Source organism: Limosilactobacillus sp. (genome assembly GCF_051873075.1).
In the GTDB taxonomy this organism is placed as follows: Bacteria; Bacillota; Bacilli; order Lactobacillales; family Lactobacillaceae; genus Limosilactobacillus.
The window spans coordinates 19456-45329 of the sequence record NZ_JBJEEM010000005.1; the positions used below are offsets into that span (position 1 = coordinate 19456).

The window sequence follows — 25874 nt, forward strand, 5'->3', positions numbered from 1 at the left end:
TCTTATACACTCTTAGTTGAAGTACACAAAAACGCTGAATCCTATTCACCAACGAATGAGATCCAGCGTTTATTTGTAATATTTGATTAGTTAATCAAACTCCCTTGAGCTTCCGGCGACGACCTTCTTGAAGGATGTAGATGGCCAGGATGACCAGGATGATCCCCAAGATCTCCACCCAGTTCAGGACCAGGTGGAAGAAGATCACACTCAGAATCGAGGTAACAATTGGCTGAAGGGCGTCCATGATGCTGACGACATCTGATGGGGCAAACTTAGTAGCTTCCATCAAAAGGCCGAATGGCAAAATCGTCCCAAACAGGACTACCGTGCTGACCGAGGCTACCAGGGTCGTTGAAATCTGCGGCGGGTTTACCCAGAACGGCCGGTAGAGGTTGAAGAGAATCCCTGCAATCATGGTTCCCCACCCCAGGACAACAATCGGTGGATTCTTCTCCGCGGCTTTCTGGGGCAGGACCACGTAGAAAGCGGCCGTGATCCCGGAACCGATCCCCCAGAGGAGGGAGTCGACCGGGATCGCCAGCTTAGTGATGTTCCCCCGAGTGATACTCAGCACTACCCCAATCAATGCAATAACAAAGGCGATAATATCACTTCTAAACGGCCGCCGGTGAAGGAAAACAATCCCGCCGAAGACAATAAACAGCGGCGATAAGTATTGCAGGATGGTTGCCGCTGAAGCGTTCCCCCGCTGAATGGCATAGTAGAAGGTCAGGAGGTTCGCCATCAGGCCAAAGACTGCATAGGTCACTACTGAGATGGTCGTGGCCCGGGTCTTAAAGACGTTAAAGATGCGTTTACCATACATGAAGGCACTGATCACCAGCAGGATCACCCCAGTAACCAGCGTCCGAACAGAAAGCATCCAGGTCGCGGGAATCGCCAGGTTTTGCGAGATCAGCTGGAGGACGGTTCCAGAGATCCCCCACATGGTCGAAGCCAGGGCAGCAATCCCAATCCCCTTCATGACATGTTGAGACGAAGTATTATCCATTTATATCATTCCTTTCCAATTACTCCCCCAGCTTATAGATGGGGATTTTCGGGCCAGCTGGCCGCGACTGACTATCATGGCGAGTGTTTGACTGCCCCTCGCGACGGTTCTCAAACTGCCGCTCGTGTTCCTCAATGTCGCGCTTAGTCCGCAGTCCCTGATGAGCCCAACTCTGCAGGATCCGTTCCATATATTGCAAGTTCAGTGCGCTATTCATCACCGCCTGACGGAGGGCCAGTTCGACCATGGCCGCCGAATAATCATCCTTATCCAGCCAATCATTGACAATCTGCAGTTCCATTGACGACAAGGGGCGGCCGAACTCGCTCTCCAGCTTGGCAAAGACCTGCTGACGATTGTTCTGGACCTCTTTCTCCTGTACCGTGGCTGTCGTCTGATCCTCAAGGAGGGCCAGCTTGTTGAGCAAGGGGGTAAAGTCATAGATGGCGTCCTCCTTGCCGTCCGGCAGCTTCCTCATCCCCTGCTTCACCAGCTTATTAGTCATCATCTGGTGAAGCTGGTTGAAAACCTGAGTTTCCGAAGTCCCGAGGTTTTTGGCGATCACCCGGACATCCGGGTTCATCGTCCCCCGGTCCTGGTAAGACTTGAACTGCAAATACAAGACCAACTGAGCCGTCGTGAGGCCGATCTGTTTATAGTGGTGCACCAACAGGTTGCTGATTGTCGTTTGTCCCGCACGGATGTATCGCTGCAGGGCGTTTTCTTCGGTCACACTTCATCACCATTCCCTTCTTGGCAAACTAAGAGAGGAATCATAACCACGGTTACAACTCCTCTATCTTGAAATTACAGGTTATTGATATTTTGAATATAGCGGCCATTCTTGAAATTAATCAGGTCGTAACACAGACTGCCCTTGTGGTTGCGGTAGGTAACCTCCCACACCACCTTATCATTGAAGACGCCGGGCGCCACCTTCAGGATCTCGGCTGGATGACGGGTCGACTTTACCATCGTTTTCACCTGCTGTTCACTGACGCCCGAGTGCTGTTTAACCACTCGGATGTTTCCGCCGTGTTGCGGAACAATCACGAGGATTGGCTGATTATCCTGGTTTTCCCCGGCAACCGTATAGTAGGTGCTCTCCCGGTTGAAAATGTAGAAGCGTCCTGGATTATGCAGATGCGCATACTTCTCGGCCATCGAGATCGTCTGCCGCCGAGCAGCTGCCCGGGGCTGGTTAGCAACGGCATAGACACTCCAGCCTAACAGGAGCAGTACCAAGATAGTAAGTAAAACATTTCGAATCGTGCGCAGCACCGAGCCACGGTTCTGTTCGCGCTGCACTTCGCGTCGACTTTGCATGTAATTATTCCCTTCTTACGTCTGACGAACGATTCGTCAACAATCATGTTAATCTTTTTGATTATACCAAAAAATTTAACTTTGCGGGTCTTGATGATTCTTTTTTATGAAATTATTTGCCTCTTCCACCAGCTGGTCCGTCGGTAGAACCTTAGTTGGCAGGTCTTTTGGAAAACTCTTTAAAATCGTCTCCCCATAGCGCCGGTTGTCCAGACGGGAATCTAAAATGGCCGCAACCCCGTAATCATCCGCCGTCCGAATCAGCCGGCCGATTCCCTGACGCAAGCGCATCGTCGCCTTTGGCAGGGCCGCACTATAAAAGGGATTGCGTCCCTGGCGTTTGAGCAGGTCGTTATAGGCCCGGGTCATGACCTCGTCCGGGGCATCAAACGGCAGCCGGGTGATGATCAAGAGCTCCAGGGCGGTCTTCGGGAGATCAACCCCCTCCCAGAAACTGGAGGCCCCGAGCAGGACCGCATTCTTCCCGTTAGCAAATTGCTTCAGCAACTTCTCCCGGCCGCCGGTGATTCCCTGGGCCAAGATATCGCGCTGATCGAAAAGGTCGGTCTCCCGCAGCTGACTGTATACCTGCTCGATCATCACTAGTGAATTGAAGAGGATCATCGTCTGACAGTTGGTCTGCTTGGTCAGCCGGTAAATCGTTTGGCTCAGATAGCGAACGTACTCGGCGTTATTCTTTGAATTAGGTACCGGCGCGTCCTTGGCAATCAATACCCGGGCGTGCCGCTGGTAGTCAAACGGCGAGGCAAAGCGCTTAGCCAGGGTTGACCGCCGCTCTAAGTCCAACTGCTGGTAAAGGTAGTGGGACCGACTCGAAGAAAAGAGGGTGGCTCCCACGAACAACGGTTGGGCAAAGTACGGATACACGTTCTCCGTCAGGTAGTGGTTGGCCTCAAGGAGCCCGCCCCGTAATGTCATTGCGCTATACTCACTAGACTGGTGGATGGTAAGCCAGAAGGCCGCCGAATCTCCCCGGTTACGCAGGGCCTCGCTGTACTTATTCAAAGTGGCATCAGCTGCGGTCAGCTTTGCCATCTGGCTCTGGAACTGGCTCATCAGGTAGCGGTCACTCGGCAGCCACCGTTCCGCCTGCTGGGTGAAGATGTGCTGGAGCGCGGAAAAGTGCAGCTGCACACTGCCCAGGGCTTGCTCCAGCTCCATCATCACCGGTCCACTGACGTCTAAGAGCTGTTGCAGCTGCTGGTTGTCCAGTTCCTGTTCAATCAGCTCGTTTTCCCCGCCGGCCGTCGACTGTTGAATGAATTGCCGATAGAGGGCCTGCTGGAAATGATTGAGGGCCGTCTCAAGATTGGTGAGGTCCCCGCGCAGAAGCTCAACATTGTAACTGGCAAGGGCGTGATCCTGAAAGATATCGTTCAAGTTGCGTTCCTCTCCATTACCGACCAGGCCAACGAGGACGTGGATAGCCGTCCGCAAGTGGGGAAAGTCAAAACTGCGCCGGGAACGCCGCAGGATGCTTTCGCTGAGGTGCTGGGCCTCGTCAACCACCAGGTATGGCCGCCTAGTCCCATCCCCTAACTCCTGGGCATGAGCGACAAGGTAGGCATGGTTAGTGATCACGATATTAGCCTGCTTCAAACGCTTGTTGCGGCGCACCAGGAAGTCGTCGCTGTAGAGACCGCTGGTGGGATTAAGACTTTTAACCCCGTGATGGCGAATTTCGGTAAAGTACGGCGACTGCTGACTAGTCAGGTTGAGTTCGTCCAAGTCGCCGCTGGTCGTCGTCAAAAGCCAGACCAGGATCCGAGCCTTAAGGAGCTGTACTAATTTGGAATCCTCGACCACACTTAAGGAGTGGGCAAATTTAGCCAGGTCCAGGTAATGATCGTTTCCCTTCACGACCACGGCGTTCATGTTAAACGGTAGAACTGTGTTGAGCTGTTGGACGGCCTGCTGGGCGATCTGTTGCTGGAGAAGGTTGGTAGCGGTACTGATGACAATCCGCCGGTCAGGATAAGCAACATAGCTTAGTGGCAATAGATAGCCCAGGGTCTTACCGCTCCCCGTCCCCGCTTCCACGATCATGTTCTTGGGTTCATCATGGGTGTAGTTATTATAGATGCTATTCATCATCTTCGATTGAACCGGGCGAACGGTCAGGTGATCGCCGTAGAGCTTTGCCTTCCCCCGCTTGGTCGAAGGATAGCGCGGTGTGGTTGTCGTCTTGTCCACCGTCAGCGGACGCTGCTTATGCAGGACCAGGCCGTGACTGACGTAGAGGTCTTCCAGTAGCGGCTGGGGATGGTCGACCCGGCGTTCCAGTTCGTTTTCAAAGACCGCGGCAGTCCGTTGCGGCAAGGCTAGTTTCAGCTCCACGATTCTTTCCAGGGTCAAGGTTGGCAGACGATGAACCCTGTCGAGGAGGTCGATCAGCAGCTGGGCGGTTGCTTCTGCATCGGACACCGCACTGTGCGGGTGATCGTGTTCAATCTTCAACGAACCGGTCAGGTCCCGCAAACGGAAACTCTGGGCGGTCGGCAGCAGGATTTGACTCATCGTCACCGTATCGATCGCTGGAATGGTCAGCTGCGGGTAACCTGCCCGCTCCAATTCCGCGTTTAGGAACGGAAAATCAAAGTTGACGTTGTGGGCCACGAAGATCGTCCCTGACAGCAGGCTATAAATCGTCCCCGCCACGTCCTCAAAAAGTGGGGCCCGGCGGACATCTTGGTTATGAATCCCGGTCAGCTGGACAATCGCATGCGGGATCTTCTCCCGCGGATTGACCTTGGTCTCAAAATGATTGATAATCTGACCATCCTGAACCAGCACACAGCCGATCTGGATGATCCGATCGCCATGGTTAACATTGGTCCCGGTTGTCTCCAGGTCCACCACGGCATAGATTGGCGCCTGCTTATCGCGTTTCTTGCGGCGCGTTTGGTTATTTCTACTCACATTATCACCGAATCTCTTCAATAATTTGTTTCCTATATGATACACCATTCACCAAACATTTGTCTTTGACGGCAGTCAGGGAAATAATTACCAAAATATTTAGATTTAGTAACAAGTAGGGGTCGCCCCTTTCCTAATAATCAATTTTAAGTTATGATGAAGGATGGAATTTTTTAGAAGAAAGTAGGTTACGATGGTGAAAAAACAAGGGATTGGCACTAGCCATGCGAAAATCATCTTAATGGGGGAGCACAGCGTTGTGTACGGACAACCCGCAATTGCCCTGCCCCTTCCCGATGTTAAGCTGACGGTCACCCTGACACCTAGCGACCAGGGACAGACGGTCGAAAGTCGCTACTTTACTGGTGATTGGCACGACCTTCCTCCAGTCATGCAAGGGGTGCGACAGTTGATCGCCACACTGATAAAACACTTCGACAGAAACGACGACCACTGGAAAATGACCATCGACAGCCAGCTTCCCGCCGAGCGTGGAATGGGTTCCTCAGCGGCAACCGCTGTGGCCATCGTCCGCGCCTTTTTCAATTACTACGCGGCCCCGCTTAGCCGTCACCAATTGTTGGAATTGGCCGACGTCGAAGAGCAGATCACCCACCGCAGCCCATCCGGTTTGGATGCGGCAACGGTCAGTTCTAAGACCCCACTCTACTACATCAAGGGCCATGAAGGGACACCGATCCCGATGAACCTGCAGGCCACAATGGTTGTCGCCGACACTGGTGTCAAGGGTGCCACTAAGGAAGCTATTACAGCGGTGGCTGACCTGCTGAAGACGGACCGCCAGCATGCCCAAACCCACATTGAGCACCTGGGAAAGCTGGTAGACGATACTCGGCAATTCCTGGCCGAGGGTGAAGTTTTCAAATTAGGTACAGCGTTAAACGCCGCCCAGCAGGACCTGCACGCCCTGCAAGTTAGTAATCAGGAGCTTGACCACCTGATTAACGTGGCGATCCACCATGGCGCCCTGGGGGCCAAGCTGACTGGCGGTGGTCGGGGTGGCTGCATGTTTGCCATCACTCGGACCGCCCTGGGGGCCCGTAAGCTGGCCGCCATTCTGAAGGATAATGGGGCGCGGCAAACCTGGATTCAACCGCTAGATACAACGCGAGGTGAAAATTAATGGCAACGGCCAAAGCACATACCAATATTGCCCTGGTCAAGTACTGGGGTAAGAAGGACCAAGATCTGATTATTCCGCAGACGGATAGTCTCTCGATGACCCTTGATGAGTTTTATACCACGACCCGCGTCGTCTTTGATCCAACCCTCACCGCTGACCAAATCAGCGTCAATGACCAACCGGTAACCGGCAAGGGAGCCGAACGGATCACCAGCTTTTTGGACATTGTTCGCCAATTAAGCGGCCGGCACGACTTTGCCCTGGTGGACTCGCATAACCACGTGCCCACCGCAGCCGGCTTGGCCTCATCGGCTTCCGCCTTTGCAGCCCTGGCCGGGGCTGCGAGCCGGGCTGCTGGGCTGGAGCTTTCCCGGCGTGACCTCTCCCGGCTCGCCCGCCGCGGATCCGGTTCTGCCACCCGGTCAATCTACGGTGGCCTAGTCGAATGGCACCGGGGGCACGATGACGCCACTTCCTATGCCGAACCGATCATGGAAAAGCTCGACTTCGGCCTGGAGATGCTGGCCATCATGATCAACACGAACCGCAAAAAGATCTCCAGCCGGTATGGGATGCAGTCTAGCGTGATCAGCTCACCGTATTATGATCGCTGGAAGGAAGTCGTAGCCAATGACATGGAAGCCATGAAGGCCGCCATTCAGGCCAAGGACATCCCCGCCATCGGTCACATTGCTGAGGAGAATGCCCTGCGGATGCACGCCCTGACTCTTTCCGCGGATCCGGGCTATACCTACTTTAACAATGAAACTCTGACCGCCATCCAGGCTGTTCACCGCCTGCGCGACCAGGGGATCAACTGCTACTTCACGATGGACGCGGGTCCGAACGTCAAGGTCATCTACGACCAGCGCGATCGTGACCAAATCGTCAATGGGCTTGCGCAAACCTTTGCTCCAGACCGCCTGGTAGTTTCAACGGCCGGTCCGGGAATTGAAATTTGGGATGAAAATAACTGATTATATTAGGGGGACATTTGAACTTTGATTACTGAAAAAGCGCCTGGGAAGTTATATATTGCTGGTGAATATGCGGTCGTCGAGAATGGCTATCCGGCCATTCTGGTGGCCCTGGACCAATTTGTCACCTGCACGATTAAGGACAGTGCTCGGGAAGTCGGCCAGATCATCAGCCAGCAATACACCAATGACCAACTGAGCTGGCGGCGGATGGGCGACCAGATGGTGGTCGACAAACGGGACAATCCGTTCTCATACATTCTCTCGGCGATCCGCATCACGGAAGAATACGCCCGGAGCTTCGCACGTGAGCTACGGATCTACGACATGCAGATCGATAGCCAGCTGGACAGTGCCAATGGTCGCAAGTACGGCCTCGGCTCCTCGGCGGCGGTTACGGTGGCCACCGTCAAGGCCCTCTGCCACTACTACCACCTCCCCGTCACCAAGGACGAGATCTTCAAGCTGGCGGCGATCGCTCACTTCGAAGTCCAGGGCAACGGTTCCCTGGGTGACGTAGCGGCGTCGGTTTACGGCGGCTGGATTTCCTACCACTCCTTCGACCGGCAATGGCTGGCCCAGCAGCGTAAGTACTTGGACTTAAAGAGTCTGATCGACCTGCCTTGGCCGGACCTCATGATTGAACCGCTCAAGGCACCCGAGAACCTGGAGCTCCTGATCGGCTGGACCGGGAAGCCAGCCTCTACCTCCCAACTGGTTGACAAGATCTCCCTCTTCAAGGCTCGGCAGCAGGATGACTACCACCGCTTCTTAGAGGACAGTCGGGCCTGCATCCAGCGGATGGTCGAAGGCTTCCACCAGCAAAACCTCGATATTATCAAGCGGGAGATCCGCTTCAACCGGCACTTGCTCAAACAGCTCGGCACTAACTCCGGCGTCAACATTGAAACTCCAGTCCTCAACCGGCTCTGTCAGATTGCAGAACACTTCGGGGGCGCCGCTAAGACTTCTGGTGCCGGCGGCGGAGACTGCGGGATTGTCGCAATTGACCGCCGTGCTGATTTCAAGGCCGTGCTCAAGTCCTGGACTAAGGAGAAGATCGAGCAGCTTCCCTTATCCGTCCACTTCATCGATGACATTAAATACAGTGTGCAGGAACGCCTGCCGCTATAAAAATACCAGGGCGATGACAATTTAGTTTGCTACCGCCCTTTTTTAGGGGGATTAAACAATGGAGTCACAACAAGCCCATCGCAAGGATGAGCACCTATCACTCGCCACCGCCACCTACCAGCGCGCCCACGCCCACCACTACTTCGACCAGGTCCGCCTGATTCATAACGCCCTGCCCGAAATGGCGGTTAAAGACGTCGACCACCGGGTCCAGCTGGCGGCGGGCCTTCAGCTGGAGTGGCCGTTCTACTTGGAAGCAATGACCGGGGGCAGTAATCAAGCAACAAAGATCAACCGCACCCTGGCCCGCCTCGCTAGCAAGCACCACTTGGCAATGGCAACCGGTTCCCTCAGTGTAGCGCTCAAGGAGCCGGCAACCCGGCCCTCATTCACAGTGGTTCGTGAGGAAAGTCCAGCCGGGATCGTCATCGCCAACTTGGGGGCGGACGCCAGCCTGGACAAAGCCCGGGACGCCATTAGAATCCTCAACGCGGATGCCTTGGAACTTCATTTAAACGCCGCTCAAGAGCTCGTGATGCCAGAGGGCGACCGTGATTTCCACTGGCTGGCAAACATTGCCCACCTGGTTGACGAGCTTGACGTGCCGGTCATCGTCAAGGAGGTTGGCTTCGGGATGAGTCGGTCTACCATCAACCAGCTCCAAGCCGCCGGGGTCAAATTGATCAACGTCAGTGGACGCGGCGGCACCAACTTTGCTATGATCGAGGATCGGCGCAACCACCAGATTGACCTAACCGACTTAGCCGATTGGGGACAAACGACTCCAGAAGCACTCCTCGAAGCCCGCAAAAGCAGGAGCAGGGCCACCATCGTAGCCTCTGGCGGGATCACCAGTCCGCTCGACGTTATCAAAGCTGGCGTGCTCGGCGCCCAGGCAGTCGGGGTCGCTGGCTACTTCCTCAACATCTTGATCCGTGACGGGGCTGCTGCCCTGGATCAGGCCCTGACGGACTGGCAGACGGAAATCCCCCGCCTGCTCACCCTGCTCGGTTGCCGCAACTTTACCGAACTGCAGCAGACCCCCTTTGTCTTGACGGGTGACCTTTACAGTTATGCTCAGCAACGCCATTTGATTTAATTCTCCTGTCCCATAGCTAAAATCGAAAAATGCTACTAAGGCATGACTCTGACGTTCAAGCAGGATCATGCCTTTTTACTTTGCCTACGGATGATTCATTAAGCGAACGCAATTTACGGACAAAAAAATGACCTTACCGAAACAAAACTTTGCTTCAGTAAGGTCAATAAATTTTTATCATTACTAATCAGGATCCACTACCAGACATTCGCTAAAGAATTTTATATTCTTCTGCCCACCTGATATCCTTCGTGCACCGCATCCAGAATTTTACGTGGCTGGATTGCATCCCCAATCACTTCAACCGTCACTTCAACCGGAAAATGGTTGGCCATTAAGTCCTTAGCAACTTGGTTTACAGAACGCATCCCGAGGGCGCAAATAACCGCATCCCCCTTAAAGGACTCTTCACCCCCATCATAAGGTCCAGAAAGGTCATAAGGCTTCTCCTTACCCTTACCAGTATTAAAGAAGTAGGGAGCTTCTTCCTTCTTCGTCGCCACAACGACTTCGTTTGCCGACATGTGAAGAATCTTTTTTTGCAGTTCCACTTTAACGTTGTCTGCTTTCAGTCGCGCATTGATACTCCAGTCAACACCGTAAAGGTTGGCCGGATTACTATTTGGAACAATATCAAGAACGGTTACCTTTTTACCTTGTTCGGCTAATGACATTGCGACTTCGCAGCCAACCAAACCGGCACCACACACCAGGAAGTTTTCGACATCGGGGAATTTTCCGTCCAAGACTTCTAACGGATTCAAAATACCTTGATCATGTGCTCCCGGAATATTAGGAATAAACCATTCTGAGCCAGTAGCTGCAATAATTTTATCATAATGGTGTGCTTTGGCTGTTTCTAGCGTAAAAGGCGTATTGAGCTTTACTTCAATGGTTTCTTCCTTAGCAACCTGCCGAATTAAATAGTCAGTAAACTTTTGATAATCTATTTTAAACTTTGGTAAGCCCACGTAATACATTAATCCGCCAAGCCGGTTTTGCTTTTCGTACAATGTTACGTGGTGCCCTCTCCTGGCAGCGGCAAGTGCAGCATTCATCCCTGCGGGGCCTGAGCCAACAACTGCGATCTCCTTTGGCGTTGAAACTGGGTGCAAAATAGCGGTCTCTGTAAGATCATTCCCTAAATTCGGGTTAACCGCACAATGAATTGTGCAATTTTTGTTCCCCGCGCCCAGACATTCATTGCAACGAAGACATTGTCTGATGTCTGCAGTGTGGTTATTAATTACCTTATTCGGATAATCCGGATCAGCAAGAATTTGGCGTCCAATGGCGGCAAACTCAGCCTGACCATCGCTAATCATCTGGTTTGCCTTTTCTGGTCTGATCCCGGCGACGGTAATTATTGGCACATTCGTATATTGATGAAGGACGGCAGCATTATGAGCGTAAATGGCACGTGGACTATAAGTGTTCGGCATCCAAGTGTCACAGCCAATCCCCCGTGTTAGCTGCATTTTCTCCTCATTTATTTTCTTTTTACCATCCATCACATCAAGGTAATCTTGCATTCGCGAGTCAAGGGTTCCACCGGTAACCGTAATTGCATCAACCCCTGCTTCTTCAAGATACTTAACGATTTCTTTCGATTGGTCTAAAGTAATTCCATTAGGAACGTAATCCTCTGCGGAGAGCTTAAATAAAATTGGGAAGTCCTTACCGCAATATTCGTGAATCTTGTCAATTATTTCGAGTGAGAAGCGCAAACGATTATAAACACTTCCCCCATATTCATCATTGCGATGATTGTAATAAGCAGATAAAAACTCTACTTGCAAATAACCATGTCCACAGTGTAATTCAACACCGTCAAAGCCGGCTGTTTTCGCCCGTAAAGCCGCCTTTGCATAATCAGTTTCTACCCGCTTAATGTCATCTTTGGTCATTACCTTTAATTTAACCCCAGGTAAAGAAGCAGTACCAATCCCAGACGGAGTATACGGTAACTGTTCAGAAGACGCACCACGCGCAAAAACACCACCATGGCATAACTGAAGCACGGCCAGTGCACCACCAGTGTGAATCCCCCGTGCCAGTCGGCTCAAGCCAGGAAGAAATTTATCCTGGCTGGCGTCAAGCTCCCCGGGGAAAGTTACACACCCAGGCGTTGGGTTGGTCATTTCGGTAATAATTAATGCAACACCACCATTAGCCCTCCTGGTATAGTGGTTAATCGTTGCCTGGGTAACCATCCCATTGGTTGTTGCTGTCCAAGTTTCCATTGCTGGCATACTCATCCGATTTTTTAACCATAGTTTACCAATATAACCAGGTTCTTTTAACTTCATTAGTTCCATATCAGCACCTCCTATTGTGATTGTCTTAACAATATCACCAACAAGTAAACGCTGACATTGGCAAGTAAAGGCAAAAGTATGAAATCATACTTTTATGCTTAATAGTATGATATTAAATTAGCCGGTATACTATTTTGAAATAGGTTGGCCATTTTTTCGGGTGAAAATTGAAAGCCTTGCAAGATCCAGTTTCGCAACTGCTGCGTTCCACCAACATCCTTCGCCTCAATTGAAAAAGCAATTGCCGGATTTTTAGTATCGCCACCCTTTAACTGAATGCATGCTTTATCAAAGGCAATTACTTGTTTGGTCTCAAACTCAGTCGTGCAGCCAGTTTTCTGCGATGAATATAGGTTCCTTACAAGTTGTTGGTGCTTAAGAAATAAATTAAACTTATTAATATACAATTGATTCCATTGCTGTATATCTAGCTTAGCATTCGGCTTATAAAACTCCTTGATAAAAAAGTCATAATAGATAGAGTTACCCAGGACGTATTTATCGAGGAAATAGCGGTAAAAAGTTTGCTTACAAATTTCAGCTCTGGTAATGATTTCTTTAAGGGTAATATTATCGATTGAATGGGCTTGAAGTAATTCAACGCAACTTTGCTTTATTATTTTTTTACAATTCATCTAAAGCATCCTTATATAATGTCGCTTAATTCCCAGTAAAGCCATATCTGACTATATTGCTATTATATTCCTCTCGTTAAATTAATAAAATATTCATGTAGCCTAGATAATCAACAGACAGTAAAAAAACGGCTGGCCTTGGCTGACAAACATGTGACAATTAACCCTCGATCAAATTATTTTTAAAATAAAAAACTCGCTAGTGAACATTCACTAACGAGTTTTCTCATTACCAGAGGTAGTTGACCAAGCCAACCTTGGTCATACCATCCGTGGCAGTTTGCTTTAACGTTTCTGCTGACTTAGTCATTGCGGCTTGCTCGCGATCATCAAGGGGTACCTCGATAACCTTGGCAATTCCGTTGGCGTTGATAACGGCTGGAGTACCAAGGTAGAGATCCTTGATACCATATTCGCCGTCAACATAAGCACCAACTGGCAACACCGCATTTTCATCACGCAGGATGGCCTTAGTAATCCGCATCAGGCAGGTAGCAACACCATAGTAAGTAGCACCCTTCCGATTGATAATTTCGTAAGCCTTGTTACGAACGTCATCCTCAATCTTCAGCAGGTCATCTTTGGAGATGTGTTCCTGCTTGGCAAGGTCGTACAGTGGTAAGCCACCAATCGTTGCACTTGAGTAGGCAGCGAATTCTGAATCACCGTGTTCAGCCATGACGTTGATATTAACGTCCCGTGGATCAACCCCGAACCGCTTAGCTAAAGCCACCCGCAGACGAGCAGAGTCAAGCGAGGTTCCAGAACTGATCACCTTATTAGCTGGGAAGCCGGAGATCTTTTGAACCGCGTAGGTCAGAATATCAACTGGGTTAGCAGCAACGATGAATACACCATCGAAACCACTGGCAACAATTGGTTGAACGATCTCACGCATGATCTTGAGGTTTTTACCAACCAGATCAAGCCGCGTTTCACCAGGCTTCTGTGCCGCACCAGCACAGATAATTACTACATCAGCATCTTTACAAGTATCGTAATCAGCAGCATAAATTTGCTTTGGTGCAGTGAAGACCGTCGCATCTTCCAGGTCAAGGGCATCACCTTCAGCCCGCTTCTTCGTCAGGTCGACGATTGCGAACTCTTCGGCGAGTCCTTGTTGGACCATTGCGAATGCGTAGGATGAACCTACTGCACCATCACCGACAAGGACGACTTTTTGATGATTTTTGGTCATAATCGGTTATCCTCCATCGACTGATTACATGAATAAGTTAGCGTAAATTGGAACCAAGATGTCCATTGCCAGAGAAATGATCAGAACTGAAACACCGGCCATAGCACCTTGAACTTCACCAAGGGAAAGCGCCTTAACAGAACCAACCGTGTGTCCGGCAGAACCTAAACCTAAACCAGTAGCAACTGGAGAAATCTTGTCGAGCCGCAGAACCTTGATCAAGAATTCGGCCAAGGCGTAAATAACAACGGCGTTTAAGATACATGCCATTGCGGTAACGGCAGGAACACCGTGAACGCCAGCAGCGATAGGCATGGCAACGGCAGTCGTAGCAGCTTGTGGCAGCATAGAAGCAGTTGAAGCAGCGGACAGACCGAAGAGCTTAGATACTAATTGAATCAGGAACAGGGAAATGAAACCACCGACGAAGCAGATAACAATGATATCGAACCAGTACTTCTTGAAGGTTTCGTTAACCTTGTAAACAGGAATAGCGAAGGCCATGGTAGCAGGGTTCAAGAACCAGAAGATAATGTTACCACCTGGCAGGTAGTACTTCGTGTAAACAGCAGCGGTAGTAGAACCAGTGCTCTTAGCCCAAATAGCTAAGACAACAATCCCAAGAACCATCCCAACCAGCAGTGGGTTGAAGAGGAAGAAACCATTACTAATCTTACTTAACCACATACCAATAAGATAAACGATCAATGAAATGAAAATACCAGTGAATGGTAATGCTAGATTTGTTGCAATTGTAGCTGACATAATTTATTGCGCCCCCTAGTCCTTCTTGTTACCAGTGATCTTGTGGTGAATGCTCATAACCAAGGCACCGATGTAGGCAATTACGACCAACAGGATGATCGTAGAGATGATGATAACACATACATCTTGGATACCTTCACGACGCATGATGTCCAAGTGAGCGGCCAATTGAATACCTGATGGAACGAACAGGAATGCAATAAGACCGATCATGAAAGTCCCGAACTTTTCAACTTGGTGCAGCTTAACAATGTGGCAAGCCAACAAGATATAAAGCAATACCATACCAATCAGAGGGGTTGGCACAACAAAGCTCTTTGGAAAAAGATCAGAGATCAATTGAGAAACAAACAGAATAGCAGCGAAGATTCCCATTTGAACATAAATGTTGGAAGCTTCTGGCTTTTTATCCTTCTTGTCCATAATATATTCCCTCCCACAGAAATAACATAGAAATAATTGCTCGATATTGCGTTTGCAATATCATTACAACTGTAATGTTAACGCAACATTCCACTTTGTGCGCATTTTCACACTGAAATAACCCAAATTCAATCTGAAATGCCCTCTCCCCCAGATGAAATACCATTTTTCTTGCTCAGGTGCCTACAAAAGGGGCTAACTTACACAAAACTATCCTTCCCGAAAAAAAGCTTTGGTCGCCCTAAAAGCACTCCCTAAGCCAAGTTCCCGCCATAGCTCAGCTACCGGTAACATCATGTTTTACTGTGAGCAAACGGCAAAATTTTCTGAAAAGTACCCCACCCGCTGCCGGCTAAAATCCCGCTACAAATGAAGGCGGCGGTAAAATAAAAAGCCGGAGCAAGCGGCTTCGGCTTCCATAAATCTTTTATTTCTGCCCCGCTAAGGACGCAGGTAATTTCCGGTTGCCGCGACGACCATTTCCGCCAGCAACTGGTGGCATTGTTTGGCAACCACATTGAGTTTTCTGTTCAACCTGACCCGGATGCAAGTTGGTAATGGCTGCGGTCTGCTGGCCATTATAGTTTGAAATTCCAACGGACAAAACTTTCCCTTCCCTGACCAGCTGGTCAAGAGCTTCGGCCGTTTCTTCTTATTATCCCATTATTACATCCTAGAAGTGCTTATGTTGGAAACAGACGAAGGCTAACCCCGTGAACAAAATAGTATAACAAATTGTCCCCAGTAATAGCTGTCCGGTGGAAAGCAGCGACGAGAGGTGGTAGGTCGCATAGTTATAGTATTGATTCGTCAGGTTCAGCATGTTAAAGGGATTCCAGCGGATAATACTGCTGGGACCCACTTGTGCCAACAACAAATCCGAAGATAGGCCACTCCCCATGAAGATGATCAGGGCATTGGTCGCAATCACCACAGGATTGGAATTAATCAGACAAGAGGTCAGGCAGATTAGGCTGATAATGAGGGTGGTGGTTATCAGGTCCACGCCAGCATTAGTGAACATATTGATCACCAGCGGCTGGTGATATTGATATGGCTTCGTCCACGAAACCGGATCATTAATGATCGGGACAATATTTAACAAGACGGTAACAAGCATGGCGGTGACGTGCAAAACGACGTTATAGAAGAACAACGTCAGGAACTTGGCAAAAAAGACGGCGGCCCGACTGCGCGATCGCTGCATCAACGGAATGATGGTACCGTTTTGAAATTCCATCGAGAAGATCGTTGACCCCACCAGGACTAACAAAAGCATAATACCAACGCTAGAGTCGTAGCAGGTCATCACCAACAGGTTGCTATACGTGCGGCCCATTGCCAGCCCCATGATGATCATTAAAACCACCAGCAGACCGATCAGCACCCACGGTAGTTTTCGGTGATTCAGTTTATATAGTTCTTGTTTTAGTTCAGGGTACATAGTGCTCACCTCACTACCAACTGCGTTTCTTGAAAGTGTCAAGGCCAATGATAAGAAATAACAAGGTATATACCAGGTTGCCAATGACGAGTTCGCCGCTGCTCAGTCCACTGCTCTTTGCAACCCCCGCGTTAGAGAGCTGGGTAATGATGTTGATCATGTTTAACGGGTTCCAGGCAATAATGGAAGCTGCGCCGGGCAGAACCTGCATCGCAAGGGCCGAAAACGTTGCCCCGAGGAAGCCGATCGCCAGCCCGCTGATGATGACGACTGAACTGGACCTAAAGATCACGATAAGCATCAACGACAACGTGACGGTAAACAACAGGTAGATTGCAATCCCGCCAAAGTTCATCAGTAGATCGTTAAATAATGAATGCTGATGATATAGCAAAGCCCAATCAAACTTATCCTTTACTAGCAAGAACTTGAGAATCATTGCAAAGACCAAGCCGCTCAACAACAATAAGACACCATAACAAATCAACAAGATCAGTTTTGCCAAGAAAACTGCTTGCCGGTTGGGGCTCTTATACAGTAGCGTCGTCATTGTGTTGTTACGAAATTCCATCGCAACAAAATTGGCACTTAATGCAATCATTATAATGATGGTCCATTGCCCTGCCCCGAAGCCTTGCGCCACCAGATTCTTATTGATATAGGCGATTGGAGTGGCAGAATACAGCATCAAGCCAAATAAAGCAACGATCGCCAACCATGAGGAGCGCTGATGGCCCATCTTGTAAAATTCATGAGCGAGAACCGTTTTCATTGTTCACGCCCCCGTTTCTCTTCCAGAATACCAACGATTGCTTGTTCAAAGGTTTGGCGGACCGGAATTAATTCGGTAAGTAAAATTTTCTCCTTATATAGTAATTTCTGCACCCGGTTAACATCTTGGGCGCCAATAACAAGGGATTTGCCATTTTGCGTGAAGTCGACGCCATTAGCTGACAGGACTTTCATTGTCCGGGCATCGTCGGTCGAGCTAAGTTGATAATGTTCAACTTTTGTATTCCTAAATTCATCAATCGGCGTGTCCATGAGGATCTGCTGATGATTTAGGATAACCACGGACGTCATTACTTTTTGCAATTCGCTCAGGACATGACTGGAAATCAAGAAGGCCGTCCCATTAACAGCATAGTCATGGATAATTTTACGGATTGAAATCGTGGCTTCAATATCTAATCCATTCATTGGTTCGTCAAGGATGACGAGCTTGGGGTTGTTCAACAGGGCCAACGCGATGCCAAGCTTCTGTTTCATCCCAATCGAATAGGATTTAGCAGGATTATTAATGTACGACGTCATTCCTAATTTGGTAATTAGGCGGTCCATATCTTGCTGATCATGGGAATAGAGTTGCAGGTTTTCTTTACCAGATAAGAAGGGATAGATCGCGGGATTCTCAATTAAGGCCCCTACCCGCTGTAATGCCCTATGATTACTGGCAGTAATCCGCTGGCCATCAAAGTCAATCATCCCGGTAAATTTGGTAAGGCCGAGTAGCGACTTCATAATGGTCGTTTTTCCAGCTCCGTTTGGCCCAATCAATCCTACTACTTCGCCCGGCTCAATATGAAACGAGGCGTTTTGAATCACCCGTTTGCGCCCATAATATACGTTCAGATCTTTGACATTCAGCATGATATTCATCCCCTCTTAATCAAGAAAGCCCTTCCATAACCATTATACAACAATATTTATATGGCATTCATCGACCTTAGTACATTTGCACCAAAAAAGGACACCCGTTTAGATGTCCCGTTAGTTTAATTATTAATTTGAAATCAACTATCTTAATATTGACGCTTGCCGCCACGCTTAACGAATTGCCATTCCTGATCAACATTCTGTCGCATCCGCACGAGGTAGTCATGAACCTGCTGGGCCTCTTCGGCAGAGAACCCCTGTAGTGCGACGTTATTAGAATGCGTGTTTTCTCGAATAATAAATGAGTAGATCTGCCGGCCCTTCTCGGTCACGTAAAGGTGCTTGATCTTCTTATTAGTCGGGTCCTTCTCCCGCTTAATGTAATCCTGCTTTTCCAGGCGATGGACGGCCCGGGCCAGGGTAGTACGGTCAACCTTGATCAGGTTAGCCAGTTGTTCGGCGATGATCCCTGGATGTTCGTAGATCCGGACGACATATAGAAACTGGAGGTTGGACAGGCCAATCTCCTTGAATTCAATGTTGGACATCGAGTCCAGGGCGCGCTCAAGCATTCCCACCTCACGCAAAACATCAATCATTTCAAACTTCCTTAACGTTGAACGGATGGGTTATCCTTCGTCAGGGTGTAGTCCGCCGTCGTTTCCACGTTAAAGTACTTCTTGATGAGCTCACTGAGCTTAGTCATGGCCTCCTTGGCACGGGCAGCCTGTTCCTTGTTCACTGATTCAATGACGATTACGGCGTTCTTCGTGTTGTCATTGACCTGGGTCCGCGTCCCGTCACGCCAGTTCAGGGAACGGCAAACGGCCCCTTCGTCATCATAGTACATGATCTCACCCTCACGAGCTGGGTCGGATTCATTCTCACCATTGCCGCCGACAGAAACGAAGGCTTCACCACCCTTGGCCTTACCGAGGTGCATGTCGCCAGCGATGTGGTCAGCATCCTCAATACCGACTGGGACCCCGTAGGTCATGGAGATGGAGTTGTAGACATCGACCAGCGGGTTAATTGGTGCAAAGTGGTGACCCTTGGAAGCCCGCTTGAGCAGCGCTTCCACTGATGCCCGAGCACCCTTACGCTTAGGGAACTTCTTGTAAGCGTCCCGCCACTGGGCAACCACTGGATTGGCGCTGAAGGGTTCTGCCCCGGTAAACTTAGCCGATTCCCGAACGGCCGTTTGCAACATCTGGTCACGGTCTTCCTCAGTCAGGCTGGTCTGGTCGTTTTCGAAGTTGTTGACGAACATGATGTTCACCGTTGCCTCTGGGAAGAGGTCCCAAAATTCTTGATCTACGATTACCTTATTTAATGCCATAATAAATCGCTCCTTTTCGTTTGGTTAGAACCTATTGTTACTATATCACATTTTGTTGTATATGCAACAAAATTTCAGGATTAATTTTGAGTGGCCCCTATGAACCCTAAAGTTTAAAATAAAAAAGACGCCTCTTCAGCGTCTAAATTATTTATAAATTATTGCATCCCTAGTGCCTTTTTAACTGGAGTAACGTAGGACCGGCTGACTGGCACCTTGCTCCCGTCCTTCAAGGTCAGTTCGTATGTATGGTTGAAGCTTGGTTGCATTTCACTGACCATGTCCAGGTTAACCGCAAAGCTCCGGTGGATTCGAATAAACTGCGCGGGATCCAGCTGCTTGAGCAGGTTCGTCAATGGTTGCTTGCTGACCACCTGGTGGCCACCCTTCGCCCAGACCGAAGTCACCCCATCTTGCGTCTGAAGATAAACGATGGAATCCTTCTGGAGAACAATCGTACGCTCGTCATTGGTCAGTGACAAGCGGGGATTATTTTGCTGGCGCTGAACGTCGACGACCGGCTGACTCGGCTTGACCAGCTTACCAACCCGTTCGATCGCGTCGTTGACCCGCTGCTGGGAAAACGGCTTCAGCAGGTAGTCAACCGCGTCAGCATCAAAGGCATCGAGCGCGTATTGATCATAGGCCGTCGCAAATACAATGTAGGGATGATCTGGTTTGCTCTTGAGGCTCTCCGCCAGGGCCATCCCGCTCCCGTCCGTCAGCTGAATATCAAGAAACATCAGGTCGGGGTGCTCCTTATCCACGGCCTGCTGGGCGCTCATCACCCCGTCGGCCTCGAAGACCTTGGTCACTTGAGGATTTTGTTCAACCAGGTAATGAAGCTCATCACGAGCAAGCGGTTCATCATCAACAATTAACACCTTCATGATTATTTTTCCCCTTTCCTAACTAGCGGAATTGAAATTGTAACCGTGGTTCCCGTTTTACCAGTAGCGAAGTTCAGCTGACTCCGTTTGTCATAAAGTCCGACTAATCGCTGGTTAAGGTTCTGCAGGGCGGTTCCGGTACCGTGGCTGGAGTGAACCGGTTCGTGCCCCAGCTTAGCAAGGATATCGGGATCAATCCCCTCCCCATTATCTGCGACCTTAATCTGCAAACGGTCCCCAACCGCCTGCAGATCGATATTGACGACATTACCATGCATGCGATGGTCAAAGGCATGCTTTAGGGCGTTCTCCACCAGCACCTGGATCGTAAACGGCGGTAAAAGAACGTCATCCCCCACCTGACTATTTAAGTGGACCTTAAAACGGTCGGGGAAACGGGTCTGTTCCAGGGTCAGGTAGGCGTTGACGTGCTCCCGCTCCTGCGCCAGGGTAATCTGGGTTGACCGGGCACCAATCAGGTTCGCCCGGAAGTAGGTACTCAGCTGGAGGAGGAGCTGGCGGGCCTTGTCGCTATCCCGCCGCATCATCGCGCTGATGGTGTTGATGGCATTGAAGAAGAAGTGCGGGTTAACCTGCGCCTGCAGTGACTTGATCTCGGCATCACGAACCAGTTTGGCCTGCATCTCGGCCTGACCCAGGGCGATCTGGTTAGCGAAGATCTCGCCGAGCCCTTCCGCCAGCTGAATCTCAACCGGGGTCAGCCGCCAAGCCGCGGTATAGTACATCTTCAGTGTGCCCACGACCTGATTCTTGATCCGCATCGGGACCACGATGGCGGCTTCCAGGGGACAGTCACGGTGACTGCAGCCAATCTCGTCCCGGTTATGGGCAATGTGGACCCGACCGCTTTTAATAACGATCTCCGAGAGATGGGTCAGCATCATCTTACCCGGAATATGGTGGTCACTCCCCGCCCCGACATGGGCCAGGATGGTCTGCCGATCGGTGATGCTGACGGCATCGAAGTTGGTATGACTCTGAATGGCCCGAACCACCTGTCGGGCAGACTGCATGTTGAGGCCGTTCCGCAGGTATGGCAGCGTCTCCTTGGTCAGTTCCAAAACCGAATGGGTCTGCATGGCCCGGGTTTCGTCCTCCTGACGCCGGAACATCCCAATGATAGAGAGAAAGATCGAGGTCCCGACCGAATTAATCAAGATCATCGGCAGCGCAATGTAGCGCACCAGGGTCCACCCCGTCGGACTAAACAGAAAGATAAAGATCATCTGGATGGTTTCCATCAAGAGTCCCACCAGGAACCCGTGCCAGGGACTCATCACCGCAAAGGGGTTCCGGCGGTCATTGTACAGGTAACCAGACAGCAACCCGATCAGGACGGAACTCGGCACGTAGAACCACGACTGGGCGGCCATGCCACCGAGCATGACCCGGTGCAACCCGGCGATCAAGCCGACCGCCACCCCGACCCAGGGTCCACCGATGATTCCGGCAACCGAAACGGCCAGGATTCGTGCGTTGACAATCGAGTAGTCCTTGGAGATCGCCGTCAAAAAGACCTTATCGTGAAGCTGGTTGGCCGGGTCAATCTCGATCCCGGTACTGTTGGCCAGGATGGCAAAGATGGCAAAGATGACCGCCAGCTGAACCTTGTCAATCCAGCGATCCGAAGACATCAAGCGCCGAAAGGCTGGAATGTTGACCAGCAGGAAGGCCAGGATAATGACGAAGCCGACCCGCTCGCTCATTAGAATCGTTAGATAAAACATCTGCTAACCACCCTATTGCTGGGTCCCGGTGTTGATCACCGGCTGGGTTCCCCGCTCACTGATGATGGCCACCATGATGTTGTTAATGATCTGGAGGCGCTGTTCATCAGTCAGGTTCAAGTTGGCCTCCTTGGCTAGCCGGTCGATCGCATCCTCGGTGATGGAAACCGCCCCCTCAACGATGATCTTCCGGGCCGACAGGATGGCCGCCGACTGTTGCTTTTGCAGCATGGCGCTGGCAATCTCGGTGGCATACGCCAGGTGGGTCAGCCGAGTCTCGATGATCTTAACCCCGGCGACGTTTAACCGATCCTGGAGTTCCGCCGTCAGCCGGTTAGAGACCTCGGTCGGATTGCTCCGCAGGGTCAGGGCCTGGTCATCCTCAAAGGTATCGTATGGATATTCGCTGGCCACGTGGCGGACCGCCGACTCACTCTGGATCTGGACGAACTGCTCATAATCATCGACCGAGAAAAGGGCCTTGGCCGTGTCAACGACCTTGTAGACAATCACGGCCGCGATCTCAACAGGGTTCCCCTTAGAATCATTGACCTTCAGGATCTGGCTATTGAAGTTGCAGACCCGCAGAGACACCCGCTGCTTATCGGTAAACGGCACCGTCATGAACAACCCGGCGTCGCGGATCGTCCCGATGTAGTTACCGAAAAAGGTCAGGACCTTCGCCTCGTTGGGCTGGATAATCGTCAGTGAGGTGCTGAAAATGATCACGATCGCCAGGATCACCCCACCGATGATGATGGTCCCCAGTTGGCCGGCCCGGTAGCCATGAAAAACCAGCCAGCAACCAACCAGGGCCCCGACGATGGCAATCAGCAGACCCAAGTAACCATTGACATGAAACGCGTTTTTCTCTTTCAATTTTATTCCCCCTAAAAACGTAAGCCTTTCGGATAGAAATTCTTGATGGTGGTGCCAACGACCTTCCCAAAGCCGGTAGCATGTCCGTCACAGGCCAACAGGTACCAGCCATTCTGCAGCGCTTGATCAATAGTCACCACATCGCCGTGAACATACTGCCGCCACTGGTCATGACTCAGGTCCAGCACCCGTGGACAGGAAGCCGGATCGATGACCAGGGCCCAAGCCAGCGCCGGCTCAAAACGGTTCTTCTTCAAGGTGCCGAGGTGCAGACCGGGACGCAGGATTGTCATCCCGGTCAGGTCGGCTGGCATCCCCGCCGGCAAGGCGTATAATTGGTCGCCAAACGTTACCAACCGGGTTGGGCGGTAGTCCGGCATCAAGACATCGCGGACCGCCGCAAATTCGGCCTGATCCTGCTTGGCCAGGCCAGGGCGTTGACGCCGCTTCTTCTTATTACGCCGGCGCTTGGTTGGTGCAGCGTCCTCAACCGGAACTGGCTCGCCGTTTTGCAACTTAGCAATGAAATGGCCCTCCCCCTTGATGTGGTGGGGGAAGAGACGCACTGCGTCACGGAGGGCCGGATTGTTATCAGCCCACTCCGGTCGGCCGTCATCCATCCCCGGGTACTTTTTAACCGGCACCGTCTTCAGGTCGGGATAGTTCCGCAATAGCCAGGCCAGATTCTGCTCGTCCTCTTCGGGAGCAAAAGTGCAAGTGGAATATACCAGGATCCCGCCCGGCTTCAGCATCTTCATAGCCGAAGCCAGGATCTTGCGTTGCCGGTTGGCACATTCGGCCGGGTAGTCAGGGTTCCAGTACTCGATGCCAGCAGGCTCCTTCCGAAACATCCCCTCACCAGAACATGGCGCATCGACCAGGATCCGGTCAAAGAAGTGCGGGAACTGTTCCTCTAGGTCGGCCGGACTTTCGTTCATGACCACTGTACTCTTCGTCCCCCACCGTTCCAGGTTTTCGGCCAGGACCTTGGCCCGCTTGCGAAAGATCTCGTTGGCAACCAACAGCCCCTGGTCATGCATCTTGGCTACCAGGTGGGTAGTCTTGCCGCCGGGCGCCGCACAAAGATCTAAGACCCGCTCGCCAGGCTGGGGATCCACGACTTCACCCACGTACATGGCCGAGGGCTCCTGACTATAGATCGCCCCGGTGACGTGGTCGAGGGACTTGCCATCGACCCCACCGTAGTAGCCAGTTGGCACATATGGTACCTTGCCCGTAGCTTGGTCAATCGTGGCCTGGGGCGCGGCCTTTAGAGGGTTGACCCGGAAGCCGCTCTGGCTCGGCTGATCAAAGGATGCCAAAAAGGCCGGGGCCTCATCCCCCAGCAAGCGCTGATACTTTTCAATGAATTCCTCTGGTAATTGCAAAAAATTTCCCTCCTCTAGTCGTCTTCTATTGTACCGTATTTTTTTGACAAGCTGAACCGCTCGTGTCGGAGATTATGGCAAATCAATTAACTTTCCGGCACCATTCGCGTATAATGTTAAATTAAAAATTGTTTTTAGGAAGTGAACACACTTGGATCAACACTTAATCGCCATCGACCTCGACGGCACCACCCTTAACAACCAATCACAACTGACAACCGAAACCATCAAGACGTTGCGGGCCGCCGCTGACGAAGGCCACATCGTCAGCATCATCACCGGCCGGCCCTACCGGATTGCCAGCCGGATCTATGATCAAATCGGCATCAAAACCCCGATGGTCAACTTCAACGGGGCCCTGGCCCACATCCCGCACGAACACTGGGATAAGGAATACGACGTCGAATTGACCCGGGAACTGGCCCTCGACTTGCTCGCCCAGCACAAGAAGCTGGGGATCGACACGATCACGGTGGAAAATAAGTTCCGCGTTTGGGCCAACCACGCCAGCAACCACCTGCCGGAGTTCTTACCCAACCACCTGGCTGAAGACCAGTTGCTGACCGCCAGCAACCTCGACGGCAACCCCATCGCTTTGACGATCGAATACCAGCCCGAGCACGAACAGGATATCATCAAGGCCGTTAACGAAAAGTACGGCGACTTCGTGGAACCGCGGGTCTGGGGTGGCCAATACCACATTCTTGAGCTGATTCACCGAGGAACCCATAAGGAATCCGGGATGTATTACATTGCTAAGCAGTACAACATCAGCCGGCAGAACATCATCGCCTTTGGGGATGAGCATAATGACCTGGAGATGCTGGATGCTGCTGGCCGGGGAGTCGCTATGCAAAACGCCATTCCAGCCATTAAAAAAGTTGCCGACGATGTTACCCCCGTCGACAACGATCACAATGGCCTGGCCAAGTACCTCCAGAATTATTTCAAATTATCTGTCTAACCCATCACCGTCATCTTCAGCAGGTAACCGATGATGACCAGTACAAACAGGACCGTGATCAGCCGACTCGTCGTCTGGTGATTCTGAAATGCTTTGCCGTTGAACAGGATCATCACGCCTCCGCCACAGGCAACAATAACCCCCAGGGTAATCGTTGCCAACCTGTTCTGTCCGCTTAGGGTCAGGGCATAGACGATAATGGCCAGGCCCAAGATCGCCAGGCCAATTGAAACTTTCTGCCGCATTATTTTCCCTCTTTTCGGATTATAATAAAAATATTATTATGTATTGCTAACCTAATTATAAAATATTTGTTATAATGATTGTGAAGGCAATACTGCAATTGCTTTCGCCAACATACTTCTACCGGGAGGAACCAGATGATCTGTTCATTTATGGCTCCTTCCTTATTTTCCCAAAGACTACCCTTCTCACGGCACTGGCATCAGCCAGTGCCGTTTTTAGATATCAATGTAATTGCAGCGCTACCCTCAGGCGACGTTCGCGCGCCGTTGATCATTAAAATAACGCCTATATTATAGCATACAACGTTTTGACCACCGGGATAATTTCCCGCGGTAATTAAACGACT

General features: G+C 50.9%; 24 protein-coding genes and 1 pseudogene. 5 read left to right on the forward strand and 20 right to left on the reverse strand.

What is annotated here, in order from left to right; genetic code table 11:
• Positions 1 to 94: 94 nt before the first annotated feature.
• From ACI31J_RS00760 to ACI31J_RS00775, 4 genes are all read right to left on the reverse strand, one after another.
• On the reverse strand, positions 95 to 1015 hold the full coding sequence (locus tag ACI31J_RS00760) for a DMT family transporter (protein WP_439772564.1): 921 nt from the start codon (positions 1013 to 1015) through the stop codon (positions 95 to 97).
• A gap of 19 nt (positions 1016 to 1034) precedes the next feature.
• Entirely contained in the window at positions 1035 to 1748 is a 714-nt protein-coding gene (locus tag ACI31J_RS00765; RefSeq protein WP_439772565.1) for a DnaD domain protein, read from the reverse strand.
• Between the two features lie 74 nt (positions 1749 to 1822).
• The gene (locus ACI31J_RS00770) at positions 1823 to 2341 is read right to left on the reverse strand and encodes a cell wall elongation regulator TseB-like domain-containing protein (RefSeq protein ID WP_439772566.1); all 519 of its coding nucleotides are present in this window, start codon (positions 2339 to 2341) and stop codon (positions 1823 to 1825) included.
• Between the two features lie 75 nt (positions 2342 to 2416).
• On the reverse strand, positions 2417 to 5329 hold the full coding sequence (locus tag ACI31J_RS00775) for a helicase C-terminal domain-containing protein (RefSeq protein ID WP_439772567.1): 2913 nt from the start codon (positions 5327 to 5329) through the stop codon (positions 2417 to 2419).
• A gap of 145 nt (positions 5330 to 5474) precedes the next feature.
• Between ACI31J_RS00775 and mvk the strand changes: the two genes are divergently transcribed.
• Genes mvk through fni form a run of 4 tightly spaced genes read left to right on the forward strand, consistent with a single transcriptional unit; the run spans position 5475 to position 9635 of the window.
• On the forward strand, positions 5475 to 6425 hold the full coding sequence (gene mvk / locus ACI31J_RS00780; RefSeq protein WP_439772568.1) for a mevalonate kinase: 951 nt from the start codon (positions 5475 to 5477) through the stop codon (positions 6423 to 6425).
• Complete coding sequence (gene mvaD, locus ACI31J_RS00785; RefSeq protein WP_439772569.1) at positions 6425 to 7402, forward strand: diphosphomevalonate decarboxylase; 978 nt, start codon at positions 6425 to 6427, stop codon at positions 7400 to 7402. Before mvk ends, mvaD begins: the two co-directional genes overlap by 1 nt.
• Before the next feature lie 24 nt (positions 7403 to 7426).
• Positions 7427 to 8536: a phosphomevalonate kinase gene (locus tag ACI31J_RS00790; protein WP_439772570.1), complete on the forward strand. Its 1110-nt coding sequence runs from the start codon at positions 7427 to 7429 to the stop codon at positions 8534 to 8536.
• 58 nt (positions 8537 to 8594) lie between these two features.
• Complete coding sequence (fni, locus tag ACI31J_RS00795; RefSeq protein WP_439772571.1) at positions 8595 to 9635, forward strand: type 2 isopentenyl-diphosphate Delta-isomerase; 1041 nt, start codon at positions 8595 to 8597, stop codon at positions 9633 to 9635.
• A gap of 221 nt (positions 9636 to 9856) precedes the next feature.
• Here fni and ACI31J_RS00800 read toward each other — a convergent pair whose 3' ends face one another.
• The 15 genes and pseudogenes from ACI31J_RS00800 to ACI31J_RS00870 form a co-directional block, all read right to left on the reverse strand.
• Positions 9857 to 11953 carry an FAD-dependent oxidoreductase gene (locus tag ACI31J_RS00800; protein ID WP_439772572.1) on the reverse strand — a complete coding sequence of 699 codons (2097 nt, stop codon included), beginning with the start codon at positions 11951 to 11953 and terminating at the stop codon, positions 9857 to 9859.
• Between the two features lie 98 nt (positions 11954 to 12051).
• Complete coding sequence (locus tag ACI31J_RS00805) at positions 12052 to 12588, reverse strand: hypothetical protein (RefSeq protein ID WP_439772573.1); 537 nt, start codon at positions 12586 to 12588, stop codon at positions 12052 to 12054.
• Positions 12589 to 12817: 229 nt separating this feature from the next.
• Positions 12818 to 13786, reverse strand: coding sequence for an L-lactate dehydrogenase (locus tag ACI31J_RS00810; RefSeq protein WP_439772574.1), 969 nt, complete (start codon positions 13784 to 13786; stop codon positions 12818 to 12820).
• A 24-nt stretch (positions 13787 to 13810) separates the two neighbouring features.
• Positions 13811 to 14551, reverse strand: coding sequence for an LrgB family protein (locus ACI31J_RS00815; protein WP_439772575.1), 741 nt, complete (start codon positions 14549 to 14551; stop codon positions 13811 to 13813).
• Between the two features lie 15 nt (positions 14552 to 14566).
• Positions 14567 to 14974 carry a CidA/LrgA family protein gene (locus ACI31J_RS00820; RefSeq protein WP_439772576.1) on the reverse strand — a complete coding sequence of 136 codons (408 nt, stop codon included), beginning with the start codon at positions 14972 to 14974 and terminating at the stop codon, positions 14567 to 14569.
• 547 nt (positions 14975 to 15521) lie between these two features.
• Positions 15522 to 15626, reverse strand: a pseudogene (locus ACI31J_RS00825) (aldo/keto reductase); the annotation flags it as partial.
• Between the two features lie 21 nt (positions 15627 to 15647).
• Positions 15648 to 16418 (reverse strand): ABC transporter permease, encoded by a 771-nt coding sequence (locus ACI31J_RS00830; RefSeq protein ID WP_439772577.1) that lies wholly within the window; start codon positions 16416 to 16418, stop codon positions 15648 to 15650.
• A gap of 13 nt (positions 16419 to 16431) precedes the next feature.
• The gene (locus ACI31J_RS00835) at positions 16432 to 17190 is read right to left on the reverse strand and encodes an ABC transporter permease (protein WP_439772578.1); all 759 of its coding nucleotides are present in this window, start codon (positions 17188 to 17190) and stop codon (positions 16432 to 16434) included.
• Positions 17187 to 18068 carry an ABC transporter ATP-binding protein gene (locus ACI31J_RS00840; protein WP_439772579.1) on the reverse strand — a complete coding sequence of 294 codons (882 nt, stop codon included), beginning with the start codon at positions 18066 to 18068 and terminating at the stop codon, positions 17187 to 17189. Before ACI31J_RS00840 ends, ACI31J_RS00835 begins: the two co-directional genes overlap by 4 nt.
• Before the next feature lie 152 nt (positions 18069 to 18220).
• On the reverse strand, positions 18221 to 18673 hold the full coding sequence (locus tag ACI31J_RS00845; protein ID WP_439772580.1) for a MarR family winged helix-turn-helix transcriptional regulator: 453 nt from the start codon (positions 18671 to 18673) through the stop codon (positions 18221 to 18223).
• Between the two features lie 11 nt (positions 18674 to 18684).
• The gene (locus ACI31J_RS00850; RefSeq protein ID WP_439772581.1) at positions 18685 to 19413 is read right to left on the reverse strand and encodes a B3/B4 domain-containing protein; all 729 of its coding nucleotides are present in this window, start codon (positions 19411 to 19413) and stop codon (positions 18685 to 18687) included.
• Between the two features lie 158 nt (positions 19414 to 19571).
• Positions 19572 to 20303 carry a LytR/AlgR family response regulator transcription factor gene (locus ACI31J_RS00855; RefSeq protein ID WP_439772582.1) on the reverse strand — a complete coding sequence of 244 codons (732 nt, stop codon included), beginning with the start codon at positions 20301 to 20303 and terminating at the stop codon, positions 19572 to 19574.
• Positions 20304 to 20305: 2 nt separating this feature from the next.
• Complete coding sequence (locus ACI31J_RS00860; protein WP_439772583.1) at positions 20306 to 22051, reverse strand: LytS/YhcK type 5TM receptor domain-containing protein; 1746 nt, start codon at positions 22049 to 22051, stop codon at positions 20306 to 20308.
• A 12-nt stretch (positions 22052 to 22063) separates the two neighbouring features.
• On the reverse strand, positions 22064 to 22930 hold the full coding sequence (locus tag ACI31J_RS00865) for an SPFH domain-containing protein (protein WP_439772584.1): 867 nt from the start codon (positions 22928 to 22930) through the stop codon (positions 22064 to 22066).
• A gap of 11 nt (positions 22931 to 22941) precedes the next feature.
• Entirely contained in the window at positions 22942 to 24318 is a 1377-nt protein-coding gene (locus tag ACI31J_RS00870) for an RsmB/NOP family class I SAM-dependent RNA methyltransferase (RefSeq protein WP_439772585.1), read from the reverse strand.
• Positions 24319 to 24469: 151 nt separating this feature from the next.
• Here ACI31J_RS00870 and ACI31J_RS00875 point away from each other — a divergent pair, with 151 nt between their 5' ends.
• The gene (locus tag ACI31J_RS00875; RefSeq protein ID WP_439772586.1) at positions 24470 to 25282 is read left to right on the forward strand and encodes a Cof-type HAD-IIB family hydrolase; all 813 of its coding nucleotides are present in this window, start codon (positions 24470 to 24472) and stop codon (positions 25280 to 25282) included.
• Here the strand turns inward: ACI31J_RS00875 and ACI31J_RS00880 are convergent.
• Positions 25279 to 25527: a hypothetical protein gene (locus ACI31J_RS00880; protein ID WP_439772587.1), complete on the reverse strand. Its 249-nt coding sequence runs from the start codon at positions 25525 to 25527 to the stop codon at positions 25279 to 25281. The genes ACI31J_RS00875 and ACI31J_RS00880 overlap by 4 nt on opposite strands.
• Between the last annotated feature and the right edge of the window lie 347 nt (positions 25528 to 25874).